The organism is Actinosynnema sp. CS-041913 (genome assembly GCF_050942485.1).
Taxonomy (GTDB): Bacteria; Actinomycetota; Actinomycetes; order Mycobacteriales; family Pseudonocardiaceae; genus Actinosynnema.
Genome location: NZ_CP192037.1, coordinates 3,044,598 through 3,070,730, shown reverse-complemented (window position 1 = coordinate 3,070,730; position 26,133 = coordinate 3,044,598). Strand labels below are relative to the sequence as shown.

Below are 26,133 nucleotides of genomic sequence, written 5' to 3'. Positions count from 1 at the left end.
GCACATCCATCGAAACAACCAGCAGGGCCAACGCCAACCCAGGCAGCACCGAACCACACGACCGGGCCGCACCATGCCCCCACCGTGTTCTCCCGCACCACGCAACGGCGTCACCCGTGCCCGAAGCCGAACGTGGGCGGTCAGGCGAGGCCGCGGAGCATCAGGTTCCAGTACAGGAACGGCAAAGCGCGGCGCTTGAACAGGTTGTGGTCGGTCCGTTCCCGAAGCGTGTCCACGAACGGCAGGGAAGGCCGGGGGCGGCCGGAGTAGTCGAACTCGGCGAGCAGCAGCGTGCGTCGGCCGGTGGTGATCGGGCAGGACGCGTAGCCGTCGTAGGACGCGGTCGGTTCGTTGCCGGCGAGCACCGCCAGCAGGTTCTCCACGAGCACCGGAGCCTGCTTGCGCACGGCGGCACCGGTCTTGGAGTTCGGTGTCGATCCCGCGTCGCCCAGTGCGAACACATCGCGGAATGTGTTGTGCCGCAACGTGTGCCGGTCGACGTCGACATACCCGCCGGGCCCGGCCAGTGGCGAGGACTTGATTTAGTCCGGAGCGCTCTGCGGCGGCACGAGGTGCGCCATCGTGTACGGGAGAACGCTCTCACCGGTCGGGCCGCGCAGCACCACTTCGCGAGCCGAAGGCCGCACTTGCACGATCTCGCTCTCCAGGTGCACGTGGATCCCGTACCGCCGCGCGACATCCTCCAGCACCGACGCGTACTCGGGCACGGCGAACATCGTCGGCGTCGGCAGCACGAGGTGGATGTCGATCCGCCCCAGCACACCGCGTTCACGCCAATAGTCCGCCGCCAGATAGGCGATTTTCTGCGGCGCCCCACCGCACTTGATCGGACCGGACGGCATGGCGAACACGGCGGTTCCGGACGTGGTCTCACGGATGAGCCGCCACGTCTCCGGGGCGAGCGTCGCGGAGTAGTTGCTGGACACCCCGCTGTGCCCGACCGCCTCCGGCAGCCCGTCGAGCCGGTCCCAGTCCAACTGGATCCCGGGGCACACCACGAGGTGGCCGTACCCGACCTCGCCGCCCTCCCGCAGGACGACCCGCCGCGCGAACGGGTCCACCTCGACCGCCGCCGAGCGGACCCACCGCACGCCGCGCGGCATCACGGACGCCATCGACCGCGCCGCCGCCGACACGGGCGCCCGTCCGCCGCCGACCAGCGTCCACAGCGGTTGGTAGTGGTGGACCGCCGAGGGTTCGACCACCGTCACGTCGCGCCGGCCGGCCCGGCGTAATCGGGCGGCCACCGAGATGCCGGCCGTGCCGCCGCCGATGATGACGATGCCGCCGTCCACCGCGCCTCCTCTAGCCTCAAATGTCCGTACATCGCAAGCTAGCGGTGATCCCAACGGGAGTACAGGACAGTGCGAAACTGCGCTGGTGGCACCCCGAGCACTGGACCGGTCCGGACCGCTGCCGCTGTGGCGGCAGCTCCAGGACGACCTCGTCACCCGGCTGCGGTCGGGTGAGTTCGGCGCGGGCTTCCCCGGCGAACTCGCGCTGATGGACGACTACGGCGTCAGCCGCTACACGGTGCGGCAGGCCCTGCAACGGCTGCGCGCCGAGGGTCTGGTCGTCGCCGAACGCGGCCGGCAGCCGCGGGTCAGCCCGGCGGCCGACGTCGAGCAGCCGCTGGACACCCTGTACAGCCTGTTCGCCTCGGTCGAAGCGGCCGGGCTGGAGCAGCGCAGCGTCGTCCGGGTGCTCGACGTCCGGGCCGACGGGGTGATCGCCGACCAGCTCGACCTCGAAGGATCGACCCCGCTGGTGTACCTGGAGCGGCTGCGGCTGGCCGCAGGCGAGCCGTTCGCGATCGACCGGGCGTGGCTGCCCGCCGACCTCGCCGCACCGCTGCTGACCGCCGACTTCACCCACACCAGCCTGTACGCGGTGCTGACCCGGCGCACCGGGGTCCGCCTGGACACCAGCCGGGAGAACATCAAGGCCGTGGTGCCGACCGCCGCCGAGCGCGCTCTACTGGAGTGCGGCCCGGACGTGGCGTGCCTGTCCATCCACCGGCAGGGGCGGGCGGCCGGGCGTCCGGTGGAGTGGCGGCACACGATGGTGCGCGGCGACCGGTTCGCCGTGACGGCCGAGTTCGCGGTGACCGGCGGGCGCCGGACGACCCGGTCCGTGACGGCCCGCTGACGCGCTCACCTCCCGTCCGTCATAATGTACGGACATATGATGGAGGTGCGCGCATGAACGTCGAGACGATCGACACCGCGGCGCTCGGCGACCGGAGCTACCTGGCGCACGACGGCACGGTGGCGCTGGTGGTCGACCCGCAGCGCGACATCGACCGGGTGGAGGACTTGGCGAGGCGGCTGGGCGTCCGGATCACGCACGTCGCCGAGACCCACGTGCACAACGACTACGTCACCGGCGGTCCGGAGCTGGCCCGCCGGCACGACGCGGTCTACCTGGTGGCCGCCGCCGAGGACGTCGCCTGCGAACGCCACCCCGTGCGCCCCGGCGACGTGTTCGAAGTCGGCTCGATGACGGTCACCGCGCTGGCCACCCCCGGCCACACCGAGCACCACCTGGCCTACGTCGTCACGCACGACGGGCGGCAGGCGGTGTTCTCCGGCGGCAGCCTGCTGTTCGGGTCGGTCGGCCGCACGGACCTCGTCGCGCCGGACAAGACCGCCGACCTGACCCGCGCCCAGTACCGCTCGGCCCGGACCCTCGCGGGGCACGCGCGCAAGGACGCCACGCTCCACCCCACCCACGGCTTCGGCAGCTTCTGCTCGTCCGGCCCGGCGACCGGCGCGGACGCGTCGACCATCGGCGAGCAGCGGGCGACCAACCACGCCCTGACCGACGAGGACGAGCAGCACTTCGTCGAGACGCTGATCGCGAACCTGACCGCGTACCCGTCGTACTACGCGCACATGGCCCCGCTGAACCGGAGCGGGCCGGGCGCGGCCGACCTGACCGTGCCGGCACCGTTGCGGCCCGACGAACTCCGTGCGCGCATCGACGCCGGTCACTGGGTGGTGGACCTGCGTTCGAGGGTCGCCTACGCGGCCGGGCACGTGCGCGGCACCGTCGGCATCGAGTACGGCGACAGCTTCACCACCTACCTCGGCTGGACGCTGCCGTGGGGCGAGCCGATCACGCTGGTCGGCGCGGAGGACGACGTGCGTGCCGCGATCCGCGACCTGTCCCGGATCGGTGTCGACCACCCTGCCGTCGGCGACGTGACAGGGCTGCCGACGACCGGCTACCCGCGGGTAAGCTGGGCAGCCCTGGACGAGCGCGCCGAACAGCCGGTCGTCCTGGACGTGCGGCGGGTCGACGAGTTCGACGCCGGGCACATCGCGGACGCGGTCAACATCCCCTTGCACGAGCTGGTCCGGCGGATGGACCAGGTGCCGCCCGGCGAGGTCTGGGTGCACTGCGCGTCCGGGTACCGGGCCGGCATCGCCGCCAGTCTCCTGCACCGCGCGGGGCGGGAGGTCGTGCACATCGATGACGAGTGGACGCCGGCCAGAGCCGGTTCGTCATGACGGCGCTCGTGCTCGCGCTGGTGGCGGGAGCGGTGGTCGGGCTGTCGCTGGGCGCGTTGGGCGGCGGTGGCAGCGTGTTGGCCGTCCCGGCGCTGATCTACCTGCTGGGCTTCAGCCCGCAACAGGCGACGACCGCCAGCCTGCTGATCGTCGTGACGACATCGGTGACCGCGTTGTTCGCGCACGCCAGGGCGGGCGCGGTGCGGTGGCGGCTGGGCGCGTTGTTCGCGGCCTCCGGCGTGCTGCCGGCGGCGATCGTCGGGCTGGTCGCGCACCGGGTGCCGGCGGCGGTGTCGACCGGGGCCTTCGCGGTGATCGCGGCGGTCGCGGCGGTGCTGATGCTCCGGCGGCGGAGTCGGGAGGCCGGCGCGGTGCGGCCGGGGCGCGCGGCGGGAGCCGGGGCCGGGCTGGGCGCGTTGACCGGGTTCCTCGGCGTGGGCGGCGGGTTCCTGACCGTGCCGGCGCTGGTCGGGGTGCTGGCGGTGCCGATGTCGGCGGCGGTGGGCACCAGCCTGCTGGTGATCACGGTGAACGCCGCCGCCGCGTTCGTCACCCGCGTCGGGACGGTGCCGGCGGTGAACTGGGCGCTGGTCGGACCGTTCGCCGCGACAGCCCTGCTGGGCGCGTGGGACGGCAAGCGGTTGGCCGCCAAGGTCGACGGCCTGATCCTGCAACGGGTGTTCGCGGTGGCCCTGCTCGGGGTCGCCGCGTTCATGGTGGTGGACGCGGTCCGGAGCGCCTGACGCCGGTCGGAAACCCGGCCGAACCGCCCGGAGCGCCTGACGCGGGTTGGAGACCCGGCCGAACCGCCCGAAGCGCCTGACGCGGGTCACAGGCTCGGGATGAACGCGGCGATGCGCGCCGCCAGGGCCTGGGCGTGCGGATCGCCTCGGTAGCGGTCGGCCAGGTGCCGCAACGGTTGCAGCCGGTCGGCCACGCGGATCGAGCTGACCGTTCCCGCGGTCGCGATCGCCCGCCTGCCCACCAGGTCGGCGTGCGCGAAGTCGTTGTCCAGCAAGTGGTTCGCCGTCAACGCGATCATGCTCAGCGCGCGGCTCCTGGTCATGGCGTCCGGGTAGCCGAGGATGGCCGCGGTCAGCGCCGGGATCGCGGTCGCCGTGTGGCCGGGGTCCACGGTGCGGGCCAGTTCCGTGTGCACGACACCGGTCAGTGCCGAGAGGTCCGTCTCGTCGAAGAACCGCGCCCAGGCCGGCACCCCGTTCGCCGACGGCCGCGCGAAGTCCTCGTAGGCCTGGCGAAGGCGGATCACGGCCATGCCCTGGTCGCCCAGGCCCGCGTGCGCCCAGGCCTCGTTCGCCCGCAGCATCGCGGTCGCGTGGTGGGAGCGGGCCCGTTTCGCCGCCATCACCGCCCGGTCGAACACCTCCAGGGCCTCGCGCCGCCGCCCGTTGTGCAGGCGCAGCCGGCCGGACCGGTAGTGGATGTTCGCGATCAGGGCTTGGTGGCCCACCTCGGCCGCCAGCACCAGCGCCTGGTCCCAGTGGCGGGTGGCGGCCTGCTCCAGGCCCGTGTCGAAGCACGTCCACCCCGCGAGGTTGTGCACGTCGGCCAGCGCCACGTGCAACCGGGTCCGCACGATCTCCGTCGACGTCGACCGCAGCAGTTGGTCGTTCCACGCGGCGGTGACGATCACCGCGTCCCGGCACACGCCGCCGCCCTGCCGGTAGTCCAGACCTCGCAGTCGCTCGGTCTCCGCCTCCAGCCGCTCCACGTCGCCCATGCCGATGCGCGCGGGCACAGATCTCCGTTCCGCCATCGCCGCACCTCACAGTCGGGTCAGAGGGGTAGCAGCGATCAAACTCGCGGTTCGGGGCACGCGCCCGCCATCCACTCGCGGTACCACTCTCGTGGATTCCCCCGTTGGAGGAGGACTTTGGCCTCTGTGACCACCCAGTGGTCCGAACCAGTCTCTGTGGAGTGATCAATCGCGGCTCTGACGGCGTGGCGGTCACGAGCCGACGCCCGGAGGAGTACTCATGTACGAACAGGCCGTCGCGACCGCGCTGCGCCTTTCGCGACGGCCGGGAGGGGCGGATGACGCGCTGGGGCCGGCGGACGGGCGGACACCCGCCGGATCGATGGGGCCCGCCGATCCGGACACGCCGTTCCCTCGGTTCCGCGGCGTGCCGCCGGGTCTCCCGTTCCGCGCCGCCACCCGCCTGTCGGCGAGCCGCGCGGTGGTCGGAAGGCCGTGCCCGGTAAGCATGCGCGGTGAGCATCGGAGGGGAGCCGCTGGTGCGGTGCAGATCGTGGACGGCGCATGACGCGCAGCCGCGCTGACGTCACGATGGTGGTGGAGCGACTCGTCGCCCGGTGGGCCGCGAAGGACACCGCCGGGCTGAGCAGGCTGTTCGCCGACGGCGTGCGGTGGTGGACGGCTCCGGTGCCGGGCGCGCCGTGGCCGGTGGAGGTGCGCAACCCGCGCGAGGTGGAGTCGTTCTTCCTGGCGTTCCGCGCGGTGCTGGAGCTGACCGGCATCACGACCCGCGGTCTGGTGGTGGACGGGCCGGACGCGGTGCTCACCGGCCGGCTGCACGCACGCGTGCAGGCCACCGGCACGGCCGTGTCGTACGACTTCGCGGTGGCGGTCAGCGTTCACAGCGGACGCATCACCGAATTCCGCATGTATGCGGACACGCTTGCTATTGCACGTGCACTCGCACAGGATGTTCCACCGGTATCACCGTGATGCTTTCCCGGCCGGAACGCCCGCGCTGGAACAATGGCGGGCAAACCGTCGGACAGAGCGGAAAGGATGCCGTCGTGCCACTGCCCGGACCGATGAGTGAAATCCTCGCCGAACTGAGACGTGGGCGGGGGCTGACCCAGGACGACCTGGCCGAGCGGCTGCACGCCGCGTCCGGCAACACCAGTGTCACCAGGGAAGAGGTGTCCCGGTGGGAACGCGGCAAGCGCATCCCCGGCCCCTACTGGCGAAGCTGGCTGGGCCAGGTCCTGGACACCCCACAGCAGGAATTGGAACGCGCCGCCGCAATCGAGCGCGCCTCCCGCCGACGGCATTGACCCGCCGAATGCGCATTGCCCGCCACCCGTGCGACCGGTCGCCCCCGCACACCGAATGCGGGCCGCAATGGCGCATATTCACCCATAGGCCCCGGAGCACTTGTCCACCCGCGGCCGGGAACCGGGGACCGCCTCAACGGTTCGGCAACGACTCCGCGATGGCGATGGAGGACGGGGCGAGCGCGGTCTCGCCGTCTTCGACGTCCCAGAGCGAGTTCTGCAGCAGCCGCCCCAGCGTCCAGCCGGCCGCACGCGCGCGGTCCAGGTCGAGCACCTCCGTGAGCAGGTCGAAGCGGCGCCGCAGCACGCGCGAGGGGTCGCCCTTCGCGACGACGTCGTCCCACCGGCTGTCCAGGGCGGGCCACAGGTCGAAGCCGGGATCCCCGGCGAGCGGCTCGGGGTCGATGGCCAGCCACGGCTCGCGTTCCGCGGCGAGGACGTTGTCGTAGTGCAGGTCCCAGTGCAGCATCCGGTCGCCGGGCTCGCCGGCCTGCTCGGCCACCGCCGACGCCCAGCCACGCAGGAGTCGCCGCTCGGCGGGGTCGGCCAGGGCCGTGACCGCTCGCGGGACCTGCTCCAGCATCCCGGCGGCGATGTCACCGAGGCTCCGCAGTCCCGGCGGCGCGGGCACCGCGACCAACCGCCCCAGGAGCTGGGCGAGGATGCTCATCGCTTCGTCGTCGTCCTCGATCGACGTGAGCGTGCGGGAGCCGTTCAACCGCTCCAGGAGCATGGCGTCGCTGCCCGGATCGTGGTCGAGCAACCGAACCATTCCCTCGCCGTCCCACGTCCGCAGCCCGATGAGCGCGGCGGTGGTCTCCTCCCTGGGCAACTGGAGCCTGAGGACCGCGCCCGTGCCGTCCTTGCGCAGTACCGGCAACACCAGCGAGGCTTCTCCCGCCCCGGCCTCGCCGTCCCGTCGCAGCTCCCAGCGGTCCAGGAGTCGCGCGGCCAGCGCGGGCAGTGCCGCGATCCACGCCGTGCCCGGCTCGCCGAAAGCCTTGGCGTAAGACGCCGCCAAGGAATCCGGGACCTCGACTGCTCTCGGCGCGCTCATGTCGGACTCCTTCGGCAAGTCAGGGGGCATCGCCGGCCGCGGAGGGCCGATTCGAATCTTCCACGGTCAACCGTGCGACCCGGGGCTCACCCCTGACCCGCCTCGGGCCTGGTGTCGGGCTCGACATCCGGTTCCGCGCGGAACTCCAGCCGGTGCGCCAGCACGTCCGCCGCCACGTCGCCCAGCCGCCGCCCGGCCAGGTACGCGTACGCCCGCAGCCGGACGAACGCCGTCGCCAGGTCGCAGTCCAACTGGACGGCCGCCACACCGGTCGCCTGGTGCACGGACGCCCAGCGCGCCTCGACCTCGTCCGCGAACGGGTCCGCGCCCAACGGCGGTGGCACGGCGTTGAGCAGCGTCACCGTCGCCGCGTCCGCCAGCAGCAGGCCGTCCGCCACCTCCCGGTGGGTGGGCGGGCCCGGCGTGGGGCGCAGCACCTCCAGGCAGCCGGCCACGACCGCGCCCATCATCACCGGGAACGCGAGGATCCCCGCGACACCGTGGGACAGCGCGAACGGGCCGAGCACCGGCCAGCGGGCGACCTCCTCGACCGCCGTGAGGTCGCTCGCCGACACCGGGTGCTCGTCGCGCATGCAGTCGGCCGCGGGGCCTTCGCCGAGCGTGATCTGAGCCTCGCTCACCAGGTCGCCGACCGGACCGCTGACGCACACCGGTTCCCACCGGCTGTGGTCCGCCACCTGGTAGACCACGACGTCGCGGGCCGCGAGCACGGCGGCGGCGGTCAGGCAGACGTGCCGCGTGCCGACCGGGAGCCCTTCGTCCGCCGCGAGACGGCGCACCCTGCTCCACAGCCACCCGCGGCGCTCCTCGTCCGGTCGTCGGCTGCCCATCCCGCCATGCTCGCAGACAGTGGTTGTGGTGTGCCCGGCGAGCCGAGGACAATCGTGTCCGTGACCACCACGAGGGACGGTCTGCTCACGGCGGCAGCGGCGGCATTCGACCGCGACGGCTACGTGCGCGCCACCATCGACGACGTGTGCGACCGGGCAGGCGTGACGAAAGGTGCCCTCTACGGCCACTTCAGCTCGAAGAAGGCGCTCGCGGTGGCGGTGCTGGACCGGCAGGCGCGGGAGTGGGCGAAGAACCGCGAGCACCTGCAACGCGTCCACCGCAGCCCGTTGCAGGTGATGGTGGACCTGGGCTACCTGGTGAACCAGGACCGGGCCGTGGTGCAGCGGCTGCTGTTCCAGGCGCCGATCTGCGACGACGTGGCCGACCGCCAGATCGCGCAGTGGACGTCGACCGTGCGGGACCTGCTGCGCACCGCGGACTACCGCGGCGAGCTGCGGGACGACCTGGACCTCGAAGCGTGCGCGGACGCCGTGATCGCGGCGCTGGTGGGCGTGCACCTGATGTCGATGGCGGTGGAGCACCCGGACGGCGTGCTCCGCCAGGTCGCCGGCGTGTGGCGGATCTGGCTGCCGGCCCTGGCCCGCCCGGAGGTGTGCGCCACGTTGCGGGTGGAGCCGCCGCGCAAGTTCCGGGTGTGAGGTCGTCGTTCCGGCCCGGGTGCGGCGAGTCCGGCCAGGCCGCCGACCCGGACGATTCGGGCGTTTCCCCGCCGGTCCGGCGTGCACCCCGTCCCACAGCGGTCAGCAGTCGAGCACCGCCCACACCAGAGTGCCGTCGGACCACGTCGTGGACCAGCCGCAGCGAATCCCACCGGTCGCCGCGTAGCGCAGGTCCAGCGCATTGCACGGCACGACCGTGTCCTCACTGGCCCCGACCACGAGCCCGCCCTGCCACCGCTCCAGCCAGACGCTCGGGCGGACACCCCGGGCGACCAGGCCCACCAGCGCCTGCGCGATGTCGGCCGCATCGGTGGCGACCGCGCTCAACCCCCACATCCGGCACGTCTCCTCCGCCACCAGGCGGGCGAACGCGCCGCCGCCCCGCAACGGCAGCGGCGTCCGGACCACCCGGCGGGTCGGGGACTCGCCCACGGTGGCCAGCGCGTCCCCCACGGTCGGGTAGCTGGGCAGCGAGAAGCAGCCGGAGTCCCCGGGCGCGGCCAGCAGGATCGGCACCCCCGGCCAGTCCTCGACCTGCGCCCACACCGCCTGGAACACACCGCCCGCCCCGTCCCGGTCCACCAGCAGGTCCGTCATGTCCACCACGACGCCCCTCGGCAGCGCCAGCACGGTCTTCAGCAGCACGTCCCGCATCCGGGTATACGTGGCAGGCCCCAGCAGGCCGAACGCCGACAGGACCGCGACGCCGTCCGCGCCGGACAGCTCTACTTCCAGCCGGTCGTCACGCATGGAGAGCCCCGGCGACAGCGATGTGTTGACCTGAACGTGTCCGGGTACCTACCCTTTGTGATCGAGAGGCGTTGCCCGCCGAGATGAGGACTCCTTGAACGACCTGGCACAGGGTGCCCGCACCAGGGCCGGGCTGGTCGCGGCGAGCATCGAGCTGTTCGACCGCCAAGGCTACGAAGGCACCTCGCTGGACTCCGTGTGCCGTGCCATCTCGGTCACCAAGGGCGCGCTGTACCGGCATTTCCCCTCCAAGCAAGCGCTCGCGGTGGCCGTCGTGGAGGAGCACTTCCGGCGCTGGCACGAGGTGCGCGCCGAGGTGGAGGACTCCGGGGCGGGGCCGTTGCAGACGCTCATCGACCTGACTCACCGGATGGGTTCCCTGACCCACACGGACCGAACCGTCCGGGTGGGCGTCCGTCTGCTGTTCACCAGCGAACTGTTCGAACTCCTGGCGGGTGTGCACTTCGTCAGTCTGGTGGTGATGGTGCGCGACCTGCTCGGGCAGGCCGTCGCGGCGGGCGAGGTGCGGCCCGGCCTGGACACCCGCGACGAGGCGGACGGGATCGCCGCCGCCGTCATCGGCTCGCAGGCGATGACCGTGATCACGAGCCGGGGCGACCCGGCGGACCGGCTGGCCACCATGTGGCGGCACCGGCTGGAGCACCTGGTCGCCCCGGAACGCCGTGCGCACGTGCGCGCCACGGCCCTGGTCAGCTAACCGACACCACCTCCGCCCTGTGCCCGGCCGCGTCGTCCATGCGCCTGCCTCTCAGTCGTGGCCGGCGAAGTGGCGTTGGCACAGCCGCTGCCGCCGGGCGTCCCACACCATGTAGGTGCCCAGGACGAGCTGCACGACGCCGCGCCACACGTCCTCCCAGCGGTCGCGGGCGCGGACGAACGCCAGCAGCGCCAACGGTTTCCGGCCACCGCGCGGCACCAGCACGCACGGTCCCCGGTTGGGCATCGACCGGGTGTGCCGGGCCGTCGAGTGCACCGTGAAACGGGTCAGCACCGCCCGCGCCACCGCCCGCATCGTGATCGGCGCGACGACCCGCGCCGGGCACGGCCGGTTGCCCGCCACGCCGAACGGGATGCTGCCGCCCGCCTCGTGGAACGCCGGGTAGTTGAAGCACAGCACCGAGTTCTTCGGGATGGTGCGGCGCTCGTCCACCACGATGTCCGCCGACGTGATGCGGTGCGCGATGCCGAACAGCGGGAACCGGCGGAACGTCTCGTCCACCACCTCGTCCAGCACGGCGTCGTCGCCGTCCGCGATCCGCTGCTGCGCACCGGGTTTCTCCGCCAGCACGAGCAGCAGGTGCGTCATCGCCTCGGACGACTGGACCACGGCCGTGTTGAAGAACGTGCCCTGCAGGTACCAGGCCCGTTCCTGCTCGTCGAGCAGGGCGGGCAGCGGGTGCGCGACCCGGTGCAGATTGTCCAGCAGGTACGTCGTCAGCCGCTCCCGCCGATCCATGTGCCGCAGACCGGTGCACTTGATGGACGACACCACGTCGTTCGCGTTGCCGATGATGAGGTCCCGCGCGTGCCGCGGGCACTTCTCCCCGTACACCAGCTCGTAGTTGAACTCCGCCCAGATCGGCATCATCAGGTCCCGCAACCGGACCAGGCGGCGACCGCCCAGTCCACCGAGGACCCGTTCCGCGCACTCCGTGGCCGACCGCTCGGCGTGCGCCATGGTGGTCGCCAGGACGCGCCGGGTGGTGCGGGCCACGTCCTGGTACCGCGGGCCGGGTTCGAGGTGTTCCTGGTGCACCTGCGGTCCCGGCGCGAGCCAGTACCAGAACAGGTCGGACAGCACCGCGCCCCGGCTTCGGCCGTCCGCCGCCGGGTCCTCGTACACCCGCCGGAAGTCCTCCAGGCCCACCAGGTCGCCGGGCACCGGGATGCCCTCGTCCCCGTTGATCCGGGCGAAGATCCTGATCCGGGCCGCGACCACGGTCCGGGGCAGCCAGTAGGGGAGACTGCCCAGCACCGCGAGCACCGCCAGGACTACCACCGGATCACGTCCTCGGTGAGCTGCCCCGGCCCGGCGCACCCGCACAGCGCCAACGCCCGCTCCAGCTCGGCCCGGAGCCGTTCCAGGACCAGTTCGACCCCCTCCCGGCCGCCGGCCGCCAGACCCCACAGGACGGGCCGGCCGATGCCGACGGCGGTCGCGCCCAGGGCGCAGGCCTTGAGGATGTCCGTGCCACGCCGGATGCCGCCGTCGAGCAGCACCGGAACGCGGCCGTCGACGGCCCGCACGACCGCCGGCAGCAGGTCTACCGTGGCCGGGACGGTGTCGAGCTGCCGCCCGCCGTGGTTGGACACCAGGACCGCCGCCGCGCCGTGCTCCACCGCCAGGCGGGCGTCCTCCGGGTGCGTGATCCCCTTGAGCACCAACGGCAATCCGGTGCGGTCACGCAGCCGGTCCAGGTCCGACCACGTCAGGTCCGCGTCGAACTCGACCCGGCGCAGCACGCCGTCCGCGTCGACCATGTTCTCGCAGCGCAGCCCGTCGGGCAGCTCGGTGAACCCGTTGCGCCGGTCGCGCTCGCGGTTGCCGAACACCGCCGTGTCCACCGTGACGACCAGCGCCCGGCAGCCCGCCCGCTCGGCCCGTGCCACCTGGTGGGCCGTGAAAGCGCGGTCCGGCTGGATGTCGAGCTGGAACCACACGTCCGCGCCGGTCGCCGTGATGTCCTCGATCGGCGTGGTGGCGGCGATGCTGCACACCATCACCGTGCCCGCCTTGGCCGCCGCCTGCGCGGTGGCGACCTCGCCGTCCGGGTGGACCAGCCGCTGGAACGCGGTCGGCGAGAGCACCAGCGGGAACGCGATCTCCGCACCGGGCAGCCGGGTGGTCAGGCTGCGCGTGCCGCCGCCGCGCAGCACGCGAGGGACCAGACCGATCCGGGCATAGGCGGACGTGTTGGCGCGCACCGTGTGCTCGTCGTCCGCACCTCCGTCGATGTAGTCGAAGACCGCCTTCGGCAGCCGCTGCCGCGCTTCGTCCCGCAACTCGGCGACGGACACCGCGCCGGTGTTCATCGGACCGGCTGCGCGGCCAGGAACCGGCGGAGCGGCGCGCGGTGCGTCTCCTCGCCGGTCCACTCGTTCTCCAGGTTCTCCGCCAAGTGGTGCTCCGCGAGGACTTCACCGTGCCGGACGTGCCGGATGACCGGGTGCAGGTAGGCGGCGTCCAAGGCCTGCTCGGGCGCGTTCTGCGCGACCCGGCGCACGGAGATGTCGAACGGGTCCACCTTGTCGTGGTCCGGCCCGTACTCCAGCGTGATCACGTAGCAGTCGTCGGCGAACTCCGGCACGTACGCGACGGGCAGCTCCTCGTAGTAGCGGACCCGGTCGCCGTCGAGCACGGCCACGTCGCCGAGGTGGCCGAACTGCTGCCACAGCGCGGACGTCCGGTTGACCCGTTCGACGATCGCGTCGGCCAAGCCGTCCGCCGCGACCTCGGTGTGCGGCCACGCCACGCCGTGGTACTTGCGCTCCAGGATGTGGTGCAGAGACCGGACGCAGTAGCGGAACCCGTGGATGAAGCCGCTGGTGGACTTCTTGAAGTCGCGGACCTGCATCAGGGTGCCCGCGAAGTACAGGTCCGGCACGTTGACCGATTCCCACTCCGGCGTGAGGTCCGCGAACCGGTCGTTGATCACCAGCTCCGGCGCGCAGTCCGGCGCGAAGCAGGACGGGTCGAACCGGAACCCGGTGGCGGCGATGACCCGGTCGTAGCGCAGGTCCTTGGTGACCTCGTCCGCCCGCACGAAGCTCACCGTGACCACATAGCCGTCGCCGTCGCGCCGGATGTCCAGGATGTTGCCGTCCAGCACGGCGTTCTGCGACTTGAGCTGGTAGGTGTCGAGGAAGTTGTTGTTCACCGCCCGCAGGTGGCCGACGAAGTGCGTCTGCCACGACAGCCGCACCGAGTGCGGCCCGGCCACGTGGATCACGGCGGCGGTCTCGACGAGGTTGTCGGCGGTCTCGAACGCCGAGTTGCCCTTGCCGATGATCAGCACGCGCTGGTCGGTGAAGTCCGCCGGGTCGGTGCTGACCGTGTGGTAGGACTCGGCCGTCTCGATGCCGGGAATTCCCGGCACGTAAGGCTTCGACGGTCCGGTGGCGACGATGAGCCGTTCGGCGGTGTGCACCTCGCCGCGCTGGTCGCGCACCACGAAGTGCCCGTCCCGCCGCACCTCGACCACCCGCGAGTCGTAGCGGATGTCGAGCTTGGTCTTCTCGGCGAAGTCCGCCAGATACCGCACGAGGTCGTCGGCGTGCGGGAAGTACCTCGCGCTGTACCGGGTGAACAGCAGGTCGGGGTCGTCGGACAGCAGGGAGTTCCAGTCCATCCGCAGGTTCAGCTCCGGGTCGCTGGAGCCGGTGTGCGGCTTGTTGATCGAGATCAGCTTGCGGTGCCGGGGAAAAGTCCGGAAGAACGTGCCCGGTTCGGGCCCGGCCTCCAGGATGCGGTAGCTCCGGCCGGCCTGGTGCAGGAAGTAGCCCAACTGCAATCCTGCCGGTCCGGCGCCTATCACGAGGTAGTCGACGTCGGTCATGCGCACCTCCGAGGGTGTCTGCCTGCCGTTCGTTGCGCCCTGCCGTCCATTACGCCGCCGCGGTCGACTCTGGTTCACTTCCGGGCCGGCATAGTGCGCGAATGGACATCAGACCGGTTCGGGAAGGCGAAGCCGACCGCCTCCGGTCGCTGCGCCTCCAAGCGCTGGACGACGCGCCGCACGCCTACTTCTGGCCCAGGGAGGCGGAGGAGGCGGTCGACTGGACGCCGTGGACCACCTCTGCCGACCGGGTGATGTTCGTGGTGGAGGACGACGACGTCTGGCTCGGCATGGCCGGCTGCTCGCTGCGCGGCGACGGCAGCGGCGTGCTCGACGCGACCGGCATGTGGGTCTCGCCGAGCGCACGCGGGCAGTCGCTCGGCGAACGGCTCATCGACGCGATCGTCAAGTGGGGCAGGGAACGCGGGGCGACCGTGATGGAGTTCGCGGTCACCGACGACAACACCGCCGCCATCGCCCTCTACACCCGCCTCGGTTTCACCCCCACCGGACGACGGCGGAACCTGGTCTCGGACCCTTCGCGCACCGGGATCTTCATGGCCAAGGGCATCTAGCATTCGGCCGACCGGGATTGCCCGTGTCCCGTGAACGGCTACAGCGCCGACCGCCGCTGCTCGAACTCCGACCGCGCACTGTCGAGCAGCGCCCGCATCCCGTCACCGAACAACGCACTGCCGTGCAACCGCTGGAAACTCCGCAAGTGCCCGCGCACATCGTCCGGGTCGGTGATGACCACGTTGCCCGCCAACAGATCGAACACCACCATGCTCTCGTCGAACACCACGAACCCCGCGTCCGGCAGGTCGACCCGGACGTGCCAGGGGATCACGCCCAACTCGACGTTCCTCTGCCGACTGACCTGCCGCAGCCGATCCCAGTGCTCCGACGCGGACCGCAAAGCCCCCTCGGACATCACCACGACCAGCCGCACGTTCGGCCTGATCTCGCGCATGAGCTGAGCGGGCACCCCGCACACCGCGAACGCCCGCACGGTCCGCGCGTCGGCTTCGGCGCGCGCGATCGCCACCTGCCGCCGCGCGCCGCCCCGGTGCAGCACCGCCCTCCGGTGCTCGGCGTCCCGCACCACCTTGGCCGCCAACGCGAGCAGCCTGCGACGCACCTCGGGCGACACGCCGTAGACGTCGGCCAGCCGCGCGACGTCCACCACCTTGGGCAGCAGCCGACCGGTCTCCACCTTGGACACCTTGGACTGGCTGATGCCGGCCCGCTTGCCCGCCGCCGCGCCGGTCAGGCCGGAGGACAGCCGGGCGCGCAGCAGCTCCACGGACAGCTCCTCGCGCCGCGCACGGGCGTCGGCGACCGCCATCATCGTCGTGGTGGGCCGGTGGCCGCGCTTGCGCATCCGGACGCCGCCGGCGACCAGCGCGCTGCGCACCGTCCCGTACGACCGGCCGGTCACGGCGGCCAGCGCGCGGATCGTCTCCCCCTCGGCGTACCCCTTGGCGACGAACGACTGGAAGCTCATCGCGCCCGGCTCCCCGGTCATCGCGCGCACGCCGGCTGGTCCGGCCGGTCGGTCCGCTGCCCCGGGAACACCGCGATGCCCTCGTGGGTGCGCCACGCGACGTCGCAGTCGGCGCAGGTCGGCCAGCACCAGTTGACGTAGGACTGGGACGGCGGGACGGTCAGCGGCAGGCCGCACAGCGTGGCCCCCTCCTCGCGGGGTGCGAGTTCACTGCGGATGGCATGCCGGCGGCCGTCGTGCGGCATCCAGCGGAAAGCGCGGGTCATCGGGTCCTCCCCTGGCCTGAACGGGCAGGAAAACGCTAAAGCTTGCAGGTGCAGGTTGGGGAGTACACCATTGAGTGAAGGACGATTCCGCCGATGTCCGGCAGACTGATCGGGCACCAGGAAAGCCGAGGAAAGCTGAGGTGGTCATGTCCGGCAACGGCGCGAGCCCGACAGTCTACAAGCGACAGTTGGGCATGGCGCTCACGTCCCTGCGCGAGACCATGGGCAAGACCCAGGACAACGCGGCCGAAGTGCTGGAGTGCTCACCGGCCAAGATCCGGCGCATCGAAGTCGGCGACGTGGCTATACGCGCGGCCGAGCTGCACGTCCTGCTCGACTTCTACGGCGCCTCCAAGCAGGCCCGCAAGCCGATCGAGGAACTGGCCCGCGAAGCCCGCAAGCGCCGTCCCCGCACCCCGTACGGCACGGTGCTGCCCGACTTCTTCCGGAGGTACTTCAACCTGGAGCAGATCGCCACCGAAGTCCTGCTCTACCACCCGGAACTGGTCCCAGGCCAGTTCCAGACCGCCGACTACGCGCGAGCGCTGATCGAAGCCAACCCCAACCACGATCCGGACGAGGTCGAACGACTCATCGAGGCTCGCCAGTCACGCCAGGCCCGGATCACCGGGCCGACCCCGCAATTGCAGCACGTCATCCTGCACGAGGCGGCGGTGCGCACCCAGGTCGGCGGCCCGGCAGTGCTGAAGGCGCAGTTGCAGCACCTGCGAAAGCTGGCGGGGCAGCCGAACATCACGCTCCAGGTCATCCCGTTCAGCGCCGGCGCACACGCGGCGGCCAACTTCCCGTTCATCCTGCTGAGGTTCGCCGACAACCAGCGCAACATCGTGTACCTGGAAAGCCTGACCACGGCCAACTCGGTGGACGAGCCGAGCCACGTCGCCCAGTACGAGACAACCTTCCGACACGTGGCGGGCACCGCTCTGTCACCCACCAAGAGCAGTGCCCTCCTGGCTACAGTCGTGAGCGAACTGTCGACCTGAGAAGGAGGTCCCGGCTTATGGCCTCGGTCCCCACCCAATGGCGTAAGTCCAGCTACAGCGGCGGCAACGGCGGAGCGTGCGTCGAACTGGCGCATGACACCGCCGGCTTGCTCGTCCGCGACTCGAAGAATCCCGAAGGCCCGGTGCTCACCTTCGACACCACGGCCTTCACCCAACTCCTGAACACCCTCAAGAACGCGTGACACACCGCCCCCGGCACCCCGCCGGGGGCGTCAGCGCCGCTCCCGCCACTCCGCCACGACGTGCTCGACGTCGAACGGCATCAGATTCAGCGGCGGCCCGGACATCGGCTTGCGGATGGCGTCCCGGATCTTCTCGTTGATCTCGCCGAGGATCCGCCGCACCTCCTCCTCCGACCCGGCCCGCCCGGCGGCCTCGCGAGCGGCGGCGGCCTCCTTGCGCAACCGGAGGGTCGGCGGCAGCGCCGTCCCCTCCTCCCGGCGGATCTTCTCCTTCACCCACCACAGCTCGTCGTGCGGCCCGGACAACCCGCTCAACGGCTTCCCGGCACCCGGCAAATCATCGAACTCGCCCCGCTCCTGGGCCTCCCGGATCTGCCGCTCGATCCACGTCTCGAAGCTCACACCAGCGGGTTTGCGCTCAGTCATGCCCATCACCCCCTACCTTCAGGCTACCGGTCGCACGGCCGTCCGGCGGAGACCCCCGGCGGCAGCATCCGGTCCTTCTCCTCGTCGGTGAACTCCCGGTCGGCCATCCCGCAGAGCTGGTCGAAGACGTCCTCCGGGTGCACCGGCAGCGACCACTCCCGCACGACCGCCTTGCCGTCGCCCCGGAACTGCCGCGCCAGGTAGTGCAGCGCCCGGTCGCGCACGCGGAAGCTCCCCCACACGGCGTCGAACAGCGGGATGTCGGCGACCATCGTCGCGTCCCGCCACACCTGCACACCCGTGGACACCTCCACGATGACCGTGTCATCGAGGAACGCCACGATCTCCCGCGCGTCCACCGGGAACCGCGCCAGCCGAACCCCCCGCTCGACGTCCCACACCTGCACGCCCGGCGCGCCGGACTCCACGGCGGCCACCCGAGTCCCGGACGCGTCGAATGCGAACTCACCCCGGCGGATCTTCTCGAAACCGGCCAACGGCCGCACCAGGCGGCGGGTGGCGACGTCCCACAGCTCCAAGCCCGAAGGCGAGTCCAGCACGATCTCGCCCGGATGGCCGGGACGGGCGTGGATCGTGCCCCGGTCGGCGATCAACCGCAGCCGCGCCGAGTCCGACGCCAGCGGGAACGGGTCGGGCGCCGGGTCGGCGTCCAAGCGCCACCGGGTGAGGTTGCCCCCGTACAAGGTGACCACCTCGTGGTCCGACAGGAGCACGAACGACAGCCCCGACTCTCCCTCTCCCGGCGGCCGGAGCCGGCGTTCCTCGTTCAGGGTGGCGGCGTCGTAGACGCGCAGCTCGCGGCCGTCCGTGCCGAGCAGCCGGCGGCCGTCCGAGGTGAACCGCGCCCGCCGCGCCTCCGGCCACGGCACCAGGCGGTCGCCGATCAGCACGCCTTCCTCGATCACGGCCGCCCAGGTTCGGCCGTCCGGGTGGTACGCGACGTGGGCGGAATTCGGGAACGGCGCAAGCCGGGACGGGTCCGGGCGGTCCGCGTGGAGGCGCGTCGCGACCCGGTGGCCGGCGACCATGGCGGTGAACGTGGCGCCCTCGGACGTCAGGCGTCCGACGACGTGGGCGAGGGTCGCCCGCTGCCGGACGCTGTACTGGCGGCCGGTGGGCCAGTGCAGGTAGGTCGTGACGTCGTCCCAGTTCTCGCGCTCCGTAACGAGGCTGAGGAACCGGCCGGAGCCGTCGCCCGCCAGCCAGCGGGGCTTGTCCGAGGGGTAGCAGGGGTTCCGGCCGACCACGATGTGCCGGTCCTCCCCCGTGGCGACCGTTTGAAGCCGCAGCCCGTCCGGGACGCAGGAGACGACCGCCTCTCCGTTGCCGAGAATCCTGGACAGCTCCGGGAAGCGCTTCAGCTCGCGCCCGGTCACCTCGCGCAGCACGACCTGGCTCACGTCGTCGGACGAGGTCGTCTCGGCCAGGACGGTGCGCCGGTCGGGCAGCAGCACGGCGTCGCCTTCGCCCCATTCGACGTCGACCAGGACTTCCTTGGTCCGGAGGTCCCACGCGACCAGCCGGTGGCCGGCCACCAGCGTCAGGCTCCCGCTCGTGGCGTCGAACCGGAAGGAACTCGTGGCGACGTCGAGGTCTGCTTGCAGCCGCGTTTCGGTCCGCCCCGCGATGTCCCACAGGACCAGGTGCCCGGACTTGGTCGTCATCGCGAGCGTCGTGCCGTCCGGGCTGACCGCGTATCGCCCCACGCCTTCCGTCGGCACGACCCAACCTTGGTCGCCGTGCCACACCGTGGCCTTGTCCTTGTCGTCCCGGGTCACGATGACGGTGCCGTCCCGGTTCGCCACGGCGCCGGCCGCGTCACGCGGCATGACCTCCGCCACCGACCACCACGCCTGCCGTTGGGCCAGCAGGGCCTGGTAGGCGCTCGGGTTGCCGGGCGCTTCCCGCCACGCGGCCAAGGCGAGCTGCAACGCGGTCTCCGGCTGGATGTCCCGCAGTCGCAACGACTCCTGGCCCAGCACGGTCGCGTTGGCCTCCCGCAGCCGCTCCCCCAGTTCACCGCGCTGCCGTTCGGTGCGGACCAGCAGCACACCCGCCACGAGTGCGATAACCGTGATGACCGCCGTCACGACCCGCCAGTTCCACACCTCCCGGCGCTGCCGTGACCGGCCGCGGTCGATGAAGTCCCGTTCCCGCGCCGACAGTTCCCGCTTGTCCCGCCACGACGACGCCCGAGCCAGCGCCACGCCGCCGAGCAGGCTCTTGCGGTCCCGGCCGGACTCCTCCCACTGGGTGATGCGGTGGTCCAGGTCCGCGCGCCAGGCCAGGAACTCGCGGTCCGCCGCCAGCCAGCCGCGCAGCCGGTCCCAGCGGTCCAGCAGGGCCTGGTGGGCGATCTCGGCGACGTCGTCGCTGATGACCACGAGCCTGGTGGCGGCCAACGTCTCCAACGTCCGGCGGTCGTCCACTTCGGACACGTGGACCCGTCGCCGGACGTATCCGCCGTTGCCGTCGGGCCGGGCCAGCCGGGTCAGCACGTCGCGGGCCCTGGTCGCGGGCAGCCACAGGGCGCGGTCGGCGTAGCGGGTCAGCGCGCCCGACACACCGCCGATCTCGTCGTACGCCTCGTGGGTCAGGCGGCCGGCGGTCCTTCGCGGCCACAGTTCGGTGAGCGCGAACTCGACCAGCGGCAGGCGGCCCGGCTCGTCGCCCGCGTCGGCGAGGATCCTCGTCACCAGGCCGTCTTCGAAGTCGACGCCGCCGACCGCCTTGACCGGCCCGGTGATGGCGGCGCGCAGGCCGTCGCCGCCGAGCGGGCCGACGAGCATGGCCGCGTGCTCCAGCGCGTCGGCCGAGGTGGCGGTCAGCAGGCCGTCCAACGAGTCCGTGCGCATGGTCAGCACGGCGCGGCGGTTCGGGGACAGCGCGTTCGTGACGAGGGTGAGGAGTTCGCGGGCCAGCGCCGGGTCCTCGTCGACGATCTCCTCGAACTGGTCCACGAAGAGCAGCGAGCGCCCCGGTTCCACGTCGGACGTCAGGTCGGCGAAGGTCTCGGCGGCGGTGGCTCCGGGGGTGCGCTTGAGCGCCGAGATGTGGACGCCGTCGTGCCTCAGCGACGGCAGCAGACCCGCTCTCACCAACGAGGACTTGCCGCTGCCGGAGGGGCCGACGACCAGCACGAGGTCCCGGTCGGCCAGGTGGGCGCGGAGGCGGGCGATGTCGTGGTCGCGGCCGAAGAAGTAGGGCGAGTCCTGCTCGCCGAAGGCTTCCAGGCCGCGGAACGGGTTGGGCAGTTCGGACGACACACCCAGCGCCGCTGCGGGGACGAGGAAAGCGGTCCGCTCGCCGGCTCGGGTGACGAGCATCCCGGCGACGCCGCCGGCCGTCTCGTCCCAGACCGGCGCACCGCTGAACCCGGACCGCACGGGCCCGTCGGCCTCGATCTGCAACCAGCCCGTGCCCTGCCTGCCGCGCAGCGCACCGGACAGCCACCGCCCGTCCTCGAACCCCGCCGGGAAGCCGCAGACCCGGATCGGATGGCCCCACACGTCGTCGGACCCGGTCAGCGGCACGGGCCTCGCGCCGTCCGGCGGGCAGAGCCCGAGCACGGCGACGTCACCCGACCCGTCCGGCTCGACGGGCCGCCACGACACGATCCGCGCCGCCACCGCAGCGCCACCCAGCAGCGGGAAGTCGACCAGCACCGGGTCGACCGGCGGGTGCTCGGCGGTGGGGTCGTCGGTGAGGACGTGTGCGCAGGTCACGGCCAGCGACGGAGTCACCAGGAAACCCGCGCCGACGACCAGGCCGGACACCCGCACCCGGAGCAGGGCCGGAGCGATCCGGTCACCGATGGTCACGAGCGGTAACTGTAGCGAGAACCCGTCAGGGGGCCAGCCGAGCCGCCTGGGTCAGCAGGTACTGCTGTTCGGGCGTGCTCGTGGTGCGGGCGGCGGCGGTCCGGTAGTGCTCGATCGCGCGGTCCACGTCGCCGCACTTCTCGTAGAGGTGGGCGCGGACGGCGGCCACGCGGTAGTGGCCGGGCAGCCGTGCGTCCAGTGCGTCGATGAGCTTCAGACCGGTGGCCGGGCCGTGCACCATCGCGGCGGCGATCGCCCGGTTGAGCGACACCATCGGGTTGTCGGACATGCGTTCCAGGAGGCCGTACATGGTCAGGATCTGAGGCCAGTCGGTGTCTTCCGCGCGCAGCGCGTCGTCGTGGATGGCGGCGATCGAGGCCTGCAACTGATACTCGCCGATCGCGCCACGGGCGACGGCGGCCATGATGAGGTCGACGCCTTCGGTGATCAAGGCCTTGTCCCACAACGTGCGGTCCTGCTGTTCCAACGGGATCAGCTCGCCGGCGGGGCCGGTGCGGGCGGGCCGGCGGGCGTCGGTCAGCAGCATCAGCGCGAGCAGACCGGCGACCTCGCCGTTCTCCGGCAGTTGCGCGTGCACGGCCCTGGCGAGGCGGATGGCCTCACCGGACAGCTCGGTGCGGTGCAGCTCGCCGCCGACGCTGCTGGTGTAGCCCTCGTTGAAGATCAGGTACAGCACGTGCAACACGGACCGCAGGCGCTCGGGCCACTCCTCGGGTCCGGGCATGGCGAACGTCGAGCCGGCCTTCTTCACGGTCTGCTTGGCGCGGCTGATCCGTTGCGCCATCGTGGTTTCCGGCACCAGGAACGCGTTCGCGATCTCCGCCGTGGTGAGCCCGCCGACCGCGCGCAGGGTCAGCGCGATGGCCGACGCGGGCGTCAACGCGGGGTGGCAGCACAGGAACAGCACGATCAGCGTGTCGTCCTTTTCGGACACTTCACCCGGCGACGGCTCGACGGCCACCGCGTCCTCACGCCTGCGGCGGGCGGCCTCGCTGCGCAGGAGGTCGGTCATCTTCCGCACGGCAACCTGGATCAGCCAGCCGCGCGGGTTGTCCGGCACCCCGTCCTCGGGCCAGTGCACGGCCGCCGCCAGCAACGCCTCCTGCACGGCGTCCTCGCCGAGCGCGAAATCGCCGTACCGCCGCACGACCACGCCGAGGACCTGGGGCGCAAGCTCACGCAACAGGTCCTCGATGACCGCGCTCACCGGTCGGGCGTCACGGGGGCGCTCATCACTTCCCGGACCTCGATCGGGTGCCCCAACGGCACACCGTCCGGACCGGGCGCGGCAGACGCCTTCGCGGCAATCTCCAGGGCGCGTTCCAACGTGGTGTCGACCAACCAGTAGCCCGCGAGGAGTTCCTTCGACTCCGGAAACGGCCCGTCGGTGACGACCGGCGCCCCCGTGCCGGTGTAGACGACCGTCTTGGCCAGCTCCGGGGCGGCCAGACCCTGCCCGTCGACCAGTTCGCCGTTGGCACTCAGCTCTGCGGCCAACTCGCGCTGGAAGTCGATGTGCGCCATGACGTCCTGAGGCGCCCACTCGCTCGTCGGGAGGTCGCAGTTCGCGCTGGGTCCGTAGTTCATCAGGAGCAGGAACTTGGCCATGTCGACTCCTCGGTGTCAGTCGCGCCCATCTTGGCGCTTACACCCGTAGGACGGCCCCCATCCACCGTCCTCGACATGCCCGAATGTGAGCCACGTCACCAGCCGGACAGTGACCCGCCACCACACTCGATCTTCACAACAACGCCAAGAACGCCAAGAAGAATGGCCCACATTTGCTTTCGCCTTTTACGCAGCTTGACGGCAGAAGAGTGACCACGAAGCAAGGCGACCAGTACATAAGCAGGTCTGGGCTCAAGCCGGGAACACTAAGCAAATGGACCACATCATCGGAAGCCCTAAAGGCTGCCCGGGGACCGGTGTCAGCGCAACACGCCGCCCGCAGAGCAACCCGCCCAGCGTGCCAAGCCGCGTACCTTCGCGAGGAGCCACGCGACCTGGCAGCCGCAAGTGCACGATCCGTAGCGCGCGTGGCGTTCCAGCCGTCCCTGACAGCTTCAGGGGCTTAGCGATGATGTGGTCCCGTTGCTTAACGTTCCCGACTTGAGACCAGACCTGCGTAAGTACTGGTCGCCTTGCGTTGTGGTTCCTCTGCGGTGGTGCCGTTTCGTATTATTTTCTTTTGATTTGCGATTTCTGTCGGTGGTCTGTTTGAGTCTGGCGCTGTCGGGTACGGCCTTGTCATGAGGATCGCTGTGGTGGGTCAGATTGCTCGTGACCTCGTGCTCGTCGTGCCGGAGGTGCCCGGTGCGTCGGGGACTGCGCCGGTCCTCGAACGTCGGGAGATGCTTGGCGGCAAGGGTGCGAACATCGCGGTCGACTTGGTGCAGTTGGGGGCGTCGGCGGCTGTGGTCGGGGTTGCCGGGGAGGACGAGGTCGGTGGGCGGCTCGTCGAGCAACTGCGGGCGGATGGTGTTGATGTCTCGGCTGTTGTCCGGCGTGGGCGTAGTGCGTTGATCGTGAACGTGGTGTGCGACGGGCAGTGGCGTTATCTGGAGGATTTTCCGGACTCCTCGTTGGTGACCGAGGACGACGTGACGGCATCCGTTCTGGCCGAGGCCGACGCGGTGGTGGTGCAGCTCCAGCAGCCTTCCGCTGCGGTGATGGCCGCGATCCGCCGTGCCGACGGGTTGGTGGTGTTGGATGGCACGGCTTCCGAGGAGCAGTTGGCCGCTGCCGACGTGGTGCGGGCCGACCACCACGAAGGCGAGGTGTTGACCGGGCGGCGGATCTCTTCGGCTGAGGACGCCGTCAAGGCCGGGCGGGAGTTGTTGGGTCGCGGGCCCTCGCTGGTGGCGTTGGAGGTCAAGGGCGAGGCGAACGTCCTGGTGTGGTCCTCGGGTGACGCGGTGGTGCCGTTGACCGAAGAGGACGTTGTGGACACCACGGGTGGCGGTGATGCTTTTGTTGCGGCGCTTGCCTTTGCGCTCGTGCGCGGTGACCACCCTCGGGATGCCGGGCGTCTTGCGGTGGCTGCCGCCGGCCGTGCGGTCGGGCATCCGGGTGGGCGGTCCGACCTCACCGGACTTCGAGTGTGACACCCCTCGGGGGTGCGGTGGCGTGCGTGATCGCCCGACGCCGCTCCCTCTGGTGGGTGCCGGTGTGCACGGTCGCGTTGGTCGGGATGCACCACGTGGCGCAGGAGCCGATGGGCGGCGCCGGCTGCCCTGACCGGCCGGAACAGGGCCCCGGTGATGGACGAACGGGGCCCTGTTCCGTAACCTGTCCGAGACCTGGACGCGGGGTGACCCGTTCGGGCTACACCTGGTTTCGAGGAGGACCGCGCGACCGTGGCGTCGTACCCCGTTCAGCGCACCGTCCGCGCGGCTCTGGCGGCCACCGCCGTCTTCGCGCTGGTCGGCGGAATGTCCCTGCCGCACGCGGCGGCCGATCCGGTGCCCCCGAACGCCTCCGAGGCGTTGCGGCAGTACAACGAACTCACCACCCAGGCCGAGAAGCTGAACGAGGAGCACCTGCGCGCGCAGGACGACCTCGCCAGGGCGCAGGGCGAGCTGGACCAGGCCAACCGCGACCTGGACCAGGCCCAGCAGGCGCAGAACGAGCTGCGCGGCCACGTCGACCTGCTCACCGAGGCCTCCTTCGAGGGCGCGCGGTTCAACCAGCTCTCGGCGATCCTGGTCAGCGACTCCCAGCAGGACTTCCTGAACCGGATGTCCGCGCTCGGCGTGCTGGCCGGCGAGAACGCCGAGGCGATGGCCAACCTGACCGCCGCCGTGGACAAGGCCAACGACGCCGCGCGCCGCGCCACCGAGGCCGCCGCCAACGCGGACCAGGCCATCAGGGACATCGATCAGCGCAAGACCGCGCTGGACGAGCAGATCACCGAGGCCCGCGACGTCTACCGGGCGCTCCCGAAATCCGAACGGGACGCGCTCGGCGCCGAGGGCTACACCGGGCCCGTCCCGGTGCCGCCGGGCAAGGCGGGCGAGGCGCTGGCGTTCGCCCTGGCGCAGCGCGGCAAGGACTACGTGTACGGGTCGAACGGCCCGAACACGTGGGACTGCTCCAGTCTCATGCAGGCGGCCTACCGCACCGCCGGCATCGCCATCCCGCGCACCACCTACGGGCAGGCGACCATCGGCCGGGCCGTGTCGCTGAACGAGGTCAAGGCCGGCGACCTGGTCATCTACTACGCCGACCAGCACCACGTGTCGATGGCGATCGACGGCATCCGGGCCGTGCACGCGTCGACCGAGGGCGTGCCGGTGAAGATCCAGGACATCGAGTCGATCGGGCCGATCAGCACCATCCGGCGGGTAGTCGACTGAATCCCGGGTACCCCC

The 26,133-nt window shown here is 71.4% G+C and carries 28 protein-coding genes; 13 read left to right on the top strand and 15 right to left on the bottom strand.

Annotated features, from left to right (window positions below):
• Positions 1-140: 140 nt before the first annotated feature.
• Positions 141-461, bottom strand: coding sequence for a hypothetical protein (locus ACQPZF_RS14830; protein WP_433271993.1), 321 nt, complete (start codon positions 459-461; stop codon positions 141-143).
• Positions 462-542: 81 nt separating this feature from the next.
• Positions 543-1,316 carry an NAD(P)/FAD-dependent oxidoreductase gene (locus ACQPZF_RS14825; RefSeq protein WP_433271991.1) on the bottom strand — a complete coding sequence of 258 codons (774 nt, stop codon included), beginning with the start codon at positions 1,314-1,316 and terminating at the stop codon, positions 543-545.
• An 85-nt stretch (positions 1,317-1,401) separates the two neighbouring features.
• Between ACQPZF_RS14825 and ACQPZF_RS14820 the strand changes: the two genes are divergently transcribed.
• From ACQPZF_RS14820 to ACQPZF_RS14810, 3 genes are read left to right on the top strand one after another with little or no spacing between them, the layout of a single operon-like run.
• The gene (locus tag ACQPZF_RS14820; protein WP_433271990.1) at positions 1,402-2,169 is read left to right on the top strand and encodes a GntR family transcriptional regulator; all 768 of its coding nucleotides are present in this window, start codon (positions 1,402-1,404) and stop codon (positions 2,167-2,169) included.
• A gap of 53 nt (positions 2,170-2,222) precedes the next feature.
• Positions 2,223-3,533: an MBL fold metallo-hydrolase gene (locus tag ACQPZF_RS14815; protein ID WP_433271989.1), complete on the top strand. Its 1,311-nt coding sequence runs from the start codon at positions 2,223-2,225 to the stop codon at positions 3,531-3,533.
• Positions 3,503-4,276 carry a sulfite exporter TauE/SafE family protein gene (locus ACQPZF_RS14810; RefSeq protein WP_433271988.1) on the top strand — a complete coding sequence of 258 codons (774 nt, stop codon included), beginning with the start codon at positions 3,503-3,505 and terminating at the stop codon, positions 4,274-4,276. Before ACQPZF_RS14815 ends, ACQPZF_RS14810 begins: the two co-directional genes overlap by 31 nt.
• A gap of 86 nt (positions 4,277-4,362) precedes the next feature.
• Here ACQPZF_RS14810 and ACQPZF_RS14805 read toward each other — a convergent pair whose 3' ends face one another.
• Positions 4,363-5,310, bottom strand: a complete 948-nt coding sequence (locus tag ACQPZF_RS14805; RefSeq protein WP_433271987.1) for a tetratricopeptide repeat protein — start codon at positions 5,308-5,310, stop codon at positions 4,363-4,365.
• A gap of 220 nt (positions 5,311-5,530) precedes the next feature.
• On the opposite strand from ACQPZF_RS14805, the gene ACQPZF_RS14800 reads away from it, so the two are divergent.
• From ACQPZF_RS14800 to ACQPZF_RS14790, 3 genes are all read left to right on the top strand, one after another.
• Positions 5,531-5,818, top strand: a complete 288-nt coding sequence (locus ACQPZF_RS14800) for a hypothetical protein (protein WP_433271986.1) — start codon at positions 5,531-5,533, stop codon at positions 5,816-5,818.
• Positions 5,815-6,243, top strand: coding sequence for a nuclear transport factor 2 family protein (locus ACQPZF_RS14795; RefSeq protein ID WP_433271985.1), 429 nt, complete (start codon positions 5,815-5,817; stop codon positions 6,241-6,243). The genes ACQPZF_RS14800 and ACQPZF_RS14795 overlap by 4 nt, the downstream gene beginning before the upstream one ends.
• Before the next feature lie 74 nt (positions 6,244-6,317).
• The gene (locus tag ACQPZF_RS14790) at positions 6,318-6,578 is read left to right on the top strand and encodes a helix-turn-helix transcriptional regulator (protein WP_433271984.1); all 261 of its coding nucleotides are present in this window, start codon (positions 6,318-6,320) and stop codon (positions 6,576-6,578) included.
• Between the two features lie 133 nt (positions 6,579-6,711).
• On the opposite strand, the gene ACQPZF_RS14785 is transcribed toward ACQPZF_RS14790, so the two are convergent.
• Positions 6,712-7,635, bottom strand: coding sequence for an aminoglycoside phosphotransferase family protein (locus ACQPZF_RS14785; protein WP_433271983.1), 924 nt, complete (start codon positions 7,633-7,635; stop codon positions 6,712-6,714).
• An 86-nt stretch (positions 7,636-7,721) separates the two neighbouring features.
• Positions 7,722-8,486: a GAF and ANTAR domain-containing protein gene (locus ACQPZF_RS14780; RefSeq protein ID WP_433271982.1), complete on the bottom strand. Its 765-nt coding sequence runs from the start codon at positions 8,484-8,486 to the stop codon at positions 7,722-7,724.
• A gap of 60 nt (positions 8,487-8,546) precedes the next feature.
• Between ACQPZF_RS14780 and ACQPZF_RS14775 the strand changes: the two genes are divergently transcribed.
• Complete coding sequence (locus ACQPZF_RS14775; protein WP_433271981.1) at positions 8,547-9,146, top strand: TetR family transcriptional regulator; 600 nt, start codon at positions 8,547-8,549, stop codon at positions 9,144-9,146.
• Between the two features lie 102 nt (positions 9,147-9,248).
• Here the strand turns inward: ACQPZF_RS14775 and ACQPZF_RS14770 are convergent, their stop codons facing one another.
• The gene (locus ACQPZF_RS14770) at positions 9,249-9,917 is read right to left on the bottom strand and encodes a hypothetical protein (protein ID WP_433271980.1); all 669 of its coding nucleotides are present in this window, start codon (positions 9,915-9,917) and stop codon (positions 9,249-9,251) included.
• 94 nt (positions 9,918-10,011) lie between these two features.
• Here ACQPZF_RS14770 and ACQPZF_RS14765 point away from each other — a divergent pair, with 94 nt between their 5' ends.
• Complete coding sequence (locus tag ACQPZF_RS14765) at positions 10,012-10,635, top strand: TetR family transcriptional regulator (RefSeq protein WP_433271979.1); 624 nt, start codon at positions 10,012-10,014, stop codon at positions 10,633-10,635.
• 51 nt (positions 10,636-10,686) lie between these two features.
• Here ACQPZF_RS14765 and ACQPZF_RS14760 read toward each other — a convergent pair whose 3' ends face one another.
• Genes ACQPZF_RS14760 through ACQPZF_RS14750 form a run of 3 tightly spaced genes read right to left on the bottom strand, consistent with a single transcriptional unit; the run spans position 10,687 to position 14,494 of the window.
• Positions 10,687-11,937, bottom strand: coding sequence for a cytochrome P450 (locus tag ACQPZF_RS14760; RefSeq protein WP_433271978.1), 1,251 nt, complete (start codon positions 11,935-11,937; stop codon positions 10,687-10,689).
• Positions 11,931-12,971, bottom strand: a complete 1,041-nt coding sequence (locus tag ACQPZF_RS14755; RefSeq protein WP_433271977.1) for an alpha-hydroxy acid oxidase — start codon at positions 12,969-12,971, stop codon at positions 11,931-11,933. Before ACQPZF_RS14755 ends, ACQPZF_RS14760 begins: the two co-directional genes overlap by 7 nt.
• A complete protein-coding gene (locus tag ACQPZF_RS14750) occupies positions 12,968-14,494 on the bottom strand; it encodes an NAD(P)-binding domain-containing protein (protein ID WP_433271976.1) in 1,527 nt (508 codons plus the stop codon). The genes ACQPZF_RS14755 and ACQPZF_RS14750 overlap by 4 nt, the downstream gene beginning before the upstream one ends.
• 101 nt (positions 14,495-14,595) lie before the next feature.
• On the opposite strand from ACQPZF_RS14750, the gene ACQPZF_RS14745 reads away from it, so the two are divergent.
• Positions 14,596-15,069, top strand: coding sequence for a GNAT family N-acetyltransferase (locus ACQPZF_RS14745; RefSeq protein ID WP_433271975.1), 474 nt, complete (start codon positions 14,596-14,598; stop codon positions 15,067-15,069).
• Between the two features lie 38 nt (positions 15,070-15,107).
• Here the strand turns inward: ACQPZF_RS14745 and ACQPZF_RS14740 are convergent, their stop codons facing one another.
• Both ACQPZF_RS14740 and ACQPZF_RS14735 read right to left on the bottom strand, forming a co-directional pair.
• Positions 15,108-16,022: a Scr1 family TA system antitoxin-like transcriptional regulator gene (locus ACQPZF_RS14740; protein ID WP_433271974.1), complete on the bottom strand. Its 915-nt coding sequence runs from the start codon at positions 16,020-16,022 to the stop codon at positions 15,108-15,110.
• The gene (locus ACQPZF_RS14735) at positions 16,019-16,267 is read right to left on the bottom strand and encodes a zinc finger protein (protein WP_433271973.1); all 249 of its coding nucleotides are present in this window, start codon (positions 16,265-16,267) and stop codon (positions 16,019-16,021) included. Before ACQPZF_RS14735 ends, ACQPZF_RS14740 begins: the two co-directional genes overlap by 4 nt.
• A gap of 146 nt (positions 16,268-16,413) precedes the next feature.
• Here ACQPZF_RS14735 and ACQPZF_RS14730 point away from each other — a divergent pair, with 146 nt between their 5' ends.
• Positions 16,414-17,271 carry a helix-turn-helix domain-containing protein gene (locus tag ACQPZF_RS14730; RefSeq protein ID WP_433271972.1) on the top strand — a complete coding sequence of 286 codons (858 nt, stop codon included), beginning with the start codon at positions 16,414-16,416 and terminating at the stop codon, positions 17,269-17,271.
• A 17-nt stretch (positions 17,272-17,288) separates the two neighbouring features.
• Positions 17,289-17,474 carry a DUF397 domain-containing protein gene (locus ACQPZF_RS14725; protein WP_433271971.1) on the top strand — a complete coding sequence of 62 codons (186 nt, stop codon included), beginning with the start codon at positions 17,289-17,291 and terminating at the stop codon, positions 17,472-17,474.
• Between the two features lie 30 nt (positions 17,475-17,504).
• Here ACQPZF_RS14725 and ACQPZF_RS14720 read toward each other — a convergent pair whose 3' ends face one another.
• The 4 genes from ACQPZF_RS14720 to ACQPZF_RS14705 are packed head-to-tail and all read right to left on the bottom strand — an operon-like array spanning position 17,505 to position 23,371.
• A complete protein-coding gene (locus ACQPZF_RS14720) occupies positions 17,505-17,900 on the bottom strand; it encodes a DUF1992 domain-containing protein (protein ID WP_433271970.1) in 396 nt (131 codons plus the stop codon).
• 23 nt (positions 17,901-17,923) lie between these two features.
• Positions 17,924-21,742, bottom strand: a complete 3,819-nt coding sequence (locus ACQPZF_RS14715) for a trypsin-like peptidase domain-containing protein (RefSeq protein WP_433271969.1) — start codon at positions 21,740-21,742, stop codon at positions 17,924-17,926.
• A gap of 25 nt (positions 21,743-21,767) precedes the next feature.
• Complete coding sequence (locus ACQPZF_RS14710; RefSeq protein ID WP_433271968.1) at positions 21,768-22,970, bottom strand: RNA polymerase sigma factor; 1,203 nt, start codon at positions 22,968-22,970, stop codon at positions 21,768-21,770.
• Complete coding sequence (locus tag ACQPZF_RS14705) at positions 22,967-23,371, bottom strand: YciI family protein (protein WP_433271967.1); 405 nt, start codon at positions 23,369-23,371, stop codon at positions 22,967-22,969. Before ACQPZF_RS14705 ends, ACQPZF_RS14710 begins: the two co-directional genes overlap by 4 nt.
• Before the next feature lie 641 nt (positions 23,372-24,012).
• On the opposite strand from ACQPZF_RS14705, the gene ACQPZF_RS14700 reads away from it, so the two are divergent.
• Both ACQPZF_RS14700 and ACQPZF_RS14695 read left to right on the top strand, forming a co-directional pair.
• Positions 24,013-24,867, top strand: a complete 855-nt coding sequence (locus ACQPZF_RS14700) for a PfkB family carbohydrate kinase (RefSeq protein ID WP_433271966.1) — start codon at positions 24,013-24,015, stop codon at positions 24,865-24,867.
• 252 nt (positions 24,868-25,119) lie between these two features.
• Positions 25,120-26,118, top strand: coding sequence for an NlpC/P60 family protein (locus tag ACQPZF_RS14695; protein ID WP_433271965.1), 999 nt, complete (start codon positions 25,120-25,122; stop codon positions 26,116-26,118).
• Positions 26,119-26,133 lie beyond the last annotated feature (15 nt).

Excerpts from the sequence above, each read along its gene's own strand:
- ACQPZF_RS14815 (WP_433271989.1), top strand. The coding sequence starts at position 2,223 with ATGAACGTCGAGACGATCGACACCGCGGCGCTCGGCGACCGGAGCTAC.
- ACQPZF_RS14730 (WP_433271972.1), top strand. The coding sequence starts at position 16,414 with ATGTCCGGCAACGGCGCGAGCCCGACAGTCTACAAGCGACAGTTGGGC.
- ACQPZF_RS14800 (WP_433271986.1), top strand. The coding sequence starts at position 5,531 with ATGTACGAACAGGCCGTCGCGACCGCGCTGCGCCTTTCGCGACGGCCG.
- ACQPZF_RS14755 (WP_433271977.1), bottom strand. The coding sequence starts at position 12,971 with ATGAACACCGGCGCGGTGTCCGTCGCCGAGTTGCGGGACGAAGCGCGG.
- ACQPZF_RS14745 (WP_433271975.1), top strand. The coding sequence starts at position 14,596 with ATGGACATCAGACCGGTTCGGGAAGGCGAAGCCGACCGCCTCCGGTCG.
- ACQPZF_RS14795 (WP_433271985.1), top strand. The coding sequence starts at position 5,815 with ATGACGCGCAGCCGCGCTGACGTCACGATGGTGGTGGAGCGACTCGTC.
- ACQPZF_RS14725 (WP_433271971.1), top strand. The coding sequence starts at position 17,289 with ATGGCCTCGGTCCCCACCCAATGGCGTAAGTCCAGCTACAGCGGCGGC.
- ACQPZF_RS14785 (WP_433271983.1), bottom strand. The coding sequence starts at position 7,635 with ATGAGCGCGCCGAGAGCAGTCGAGGTCCCGGATTCCTTGGCGGCGTCT.
- ACQPZF_RS14805 (WP_433271987.1), bottom strand. The coding sequence starts at position 5,310 with ATGGCGGAACGGAGATCTGTGCCCGCGCGCATCGGCATGGGCGACGTG.
- ACQPZF_RS14720 (WP_433271970.1), bottom strand. The coding sequence starts at position 17,900 with ATGACTGAGCGCAAACCCGCTGGTGTGAGCTTCGAGACGTGGATCGAG.
- ACQPZF_RS14705 (WP_433271967.1), bottom strand. The coding sequence starts at position 23,371 with ATGGCCAAGTTCCTGCTCCTGATGAACTACGGACCCAGCGCGAACTGC.
- ACQPZF_RS14780 (WP_433271982.1), bottom strand. The coding sequence starts at position 8,486 with ATGGGCAGCCGACGACCGGACGAGGAGCGCCGCGGGTGGCTGTGGAGC.
- ACQPZF_RS14750 (WP_433271976.1), bottom strand. The coding sequence starts at position 14,494 with ATGACCGACGTCGACTACCTCGTGATAGGCGCCGGACCGGCAGGATTG.
- ACQPZF_RS14700 (WP_433271966.1), top strand. The coding sequence starts at position 24,013 with ATGAGGATCGCTGTGGTGGGTCAGATTGCTCGTGACCTCGTGCTCGTC.
- ACQPZF_RS14735 (WP_433271973.1), bottom strand. The coding sequence starts at position 16,267 with ATGACCCGCGCTTTCCGCTGGATGCCGCACGACGGCCGCCGGCATGCC.
- ACQPZF_RS14770 (WP_433271980.1), bottom strand. The coding sequence starts at position 9,917 with ATGCGTGACGACCGGCTGGAAGTAGAGCTGTCCGGCGCGGACGGCGTC.
- ACQPZF_RS14740 (WP_433271974.1), bottom strand. The coding sequence starts at position 16,022 with ATGACCGGGGAGCCGGGCGCGATGAGCTTCCAGTCGTTCGTCGCCAAG.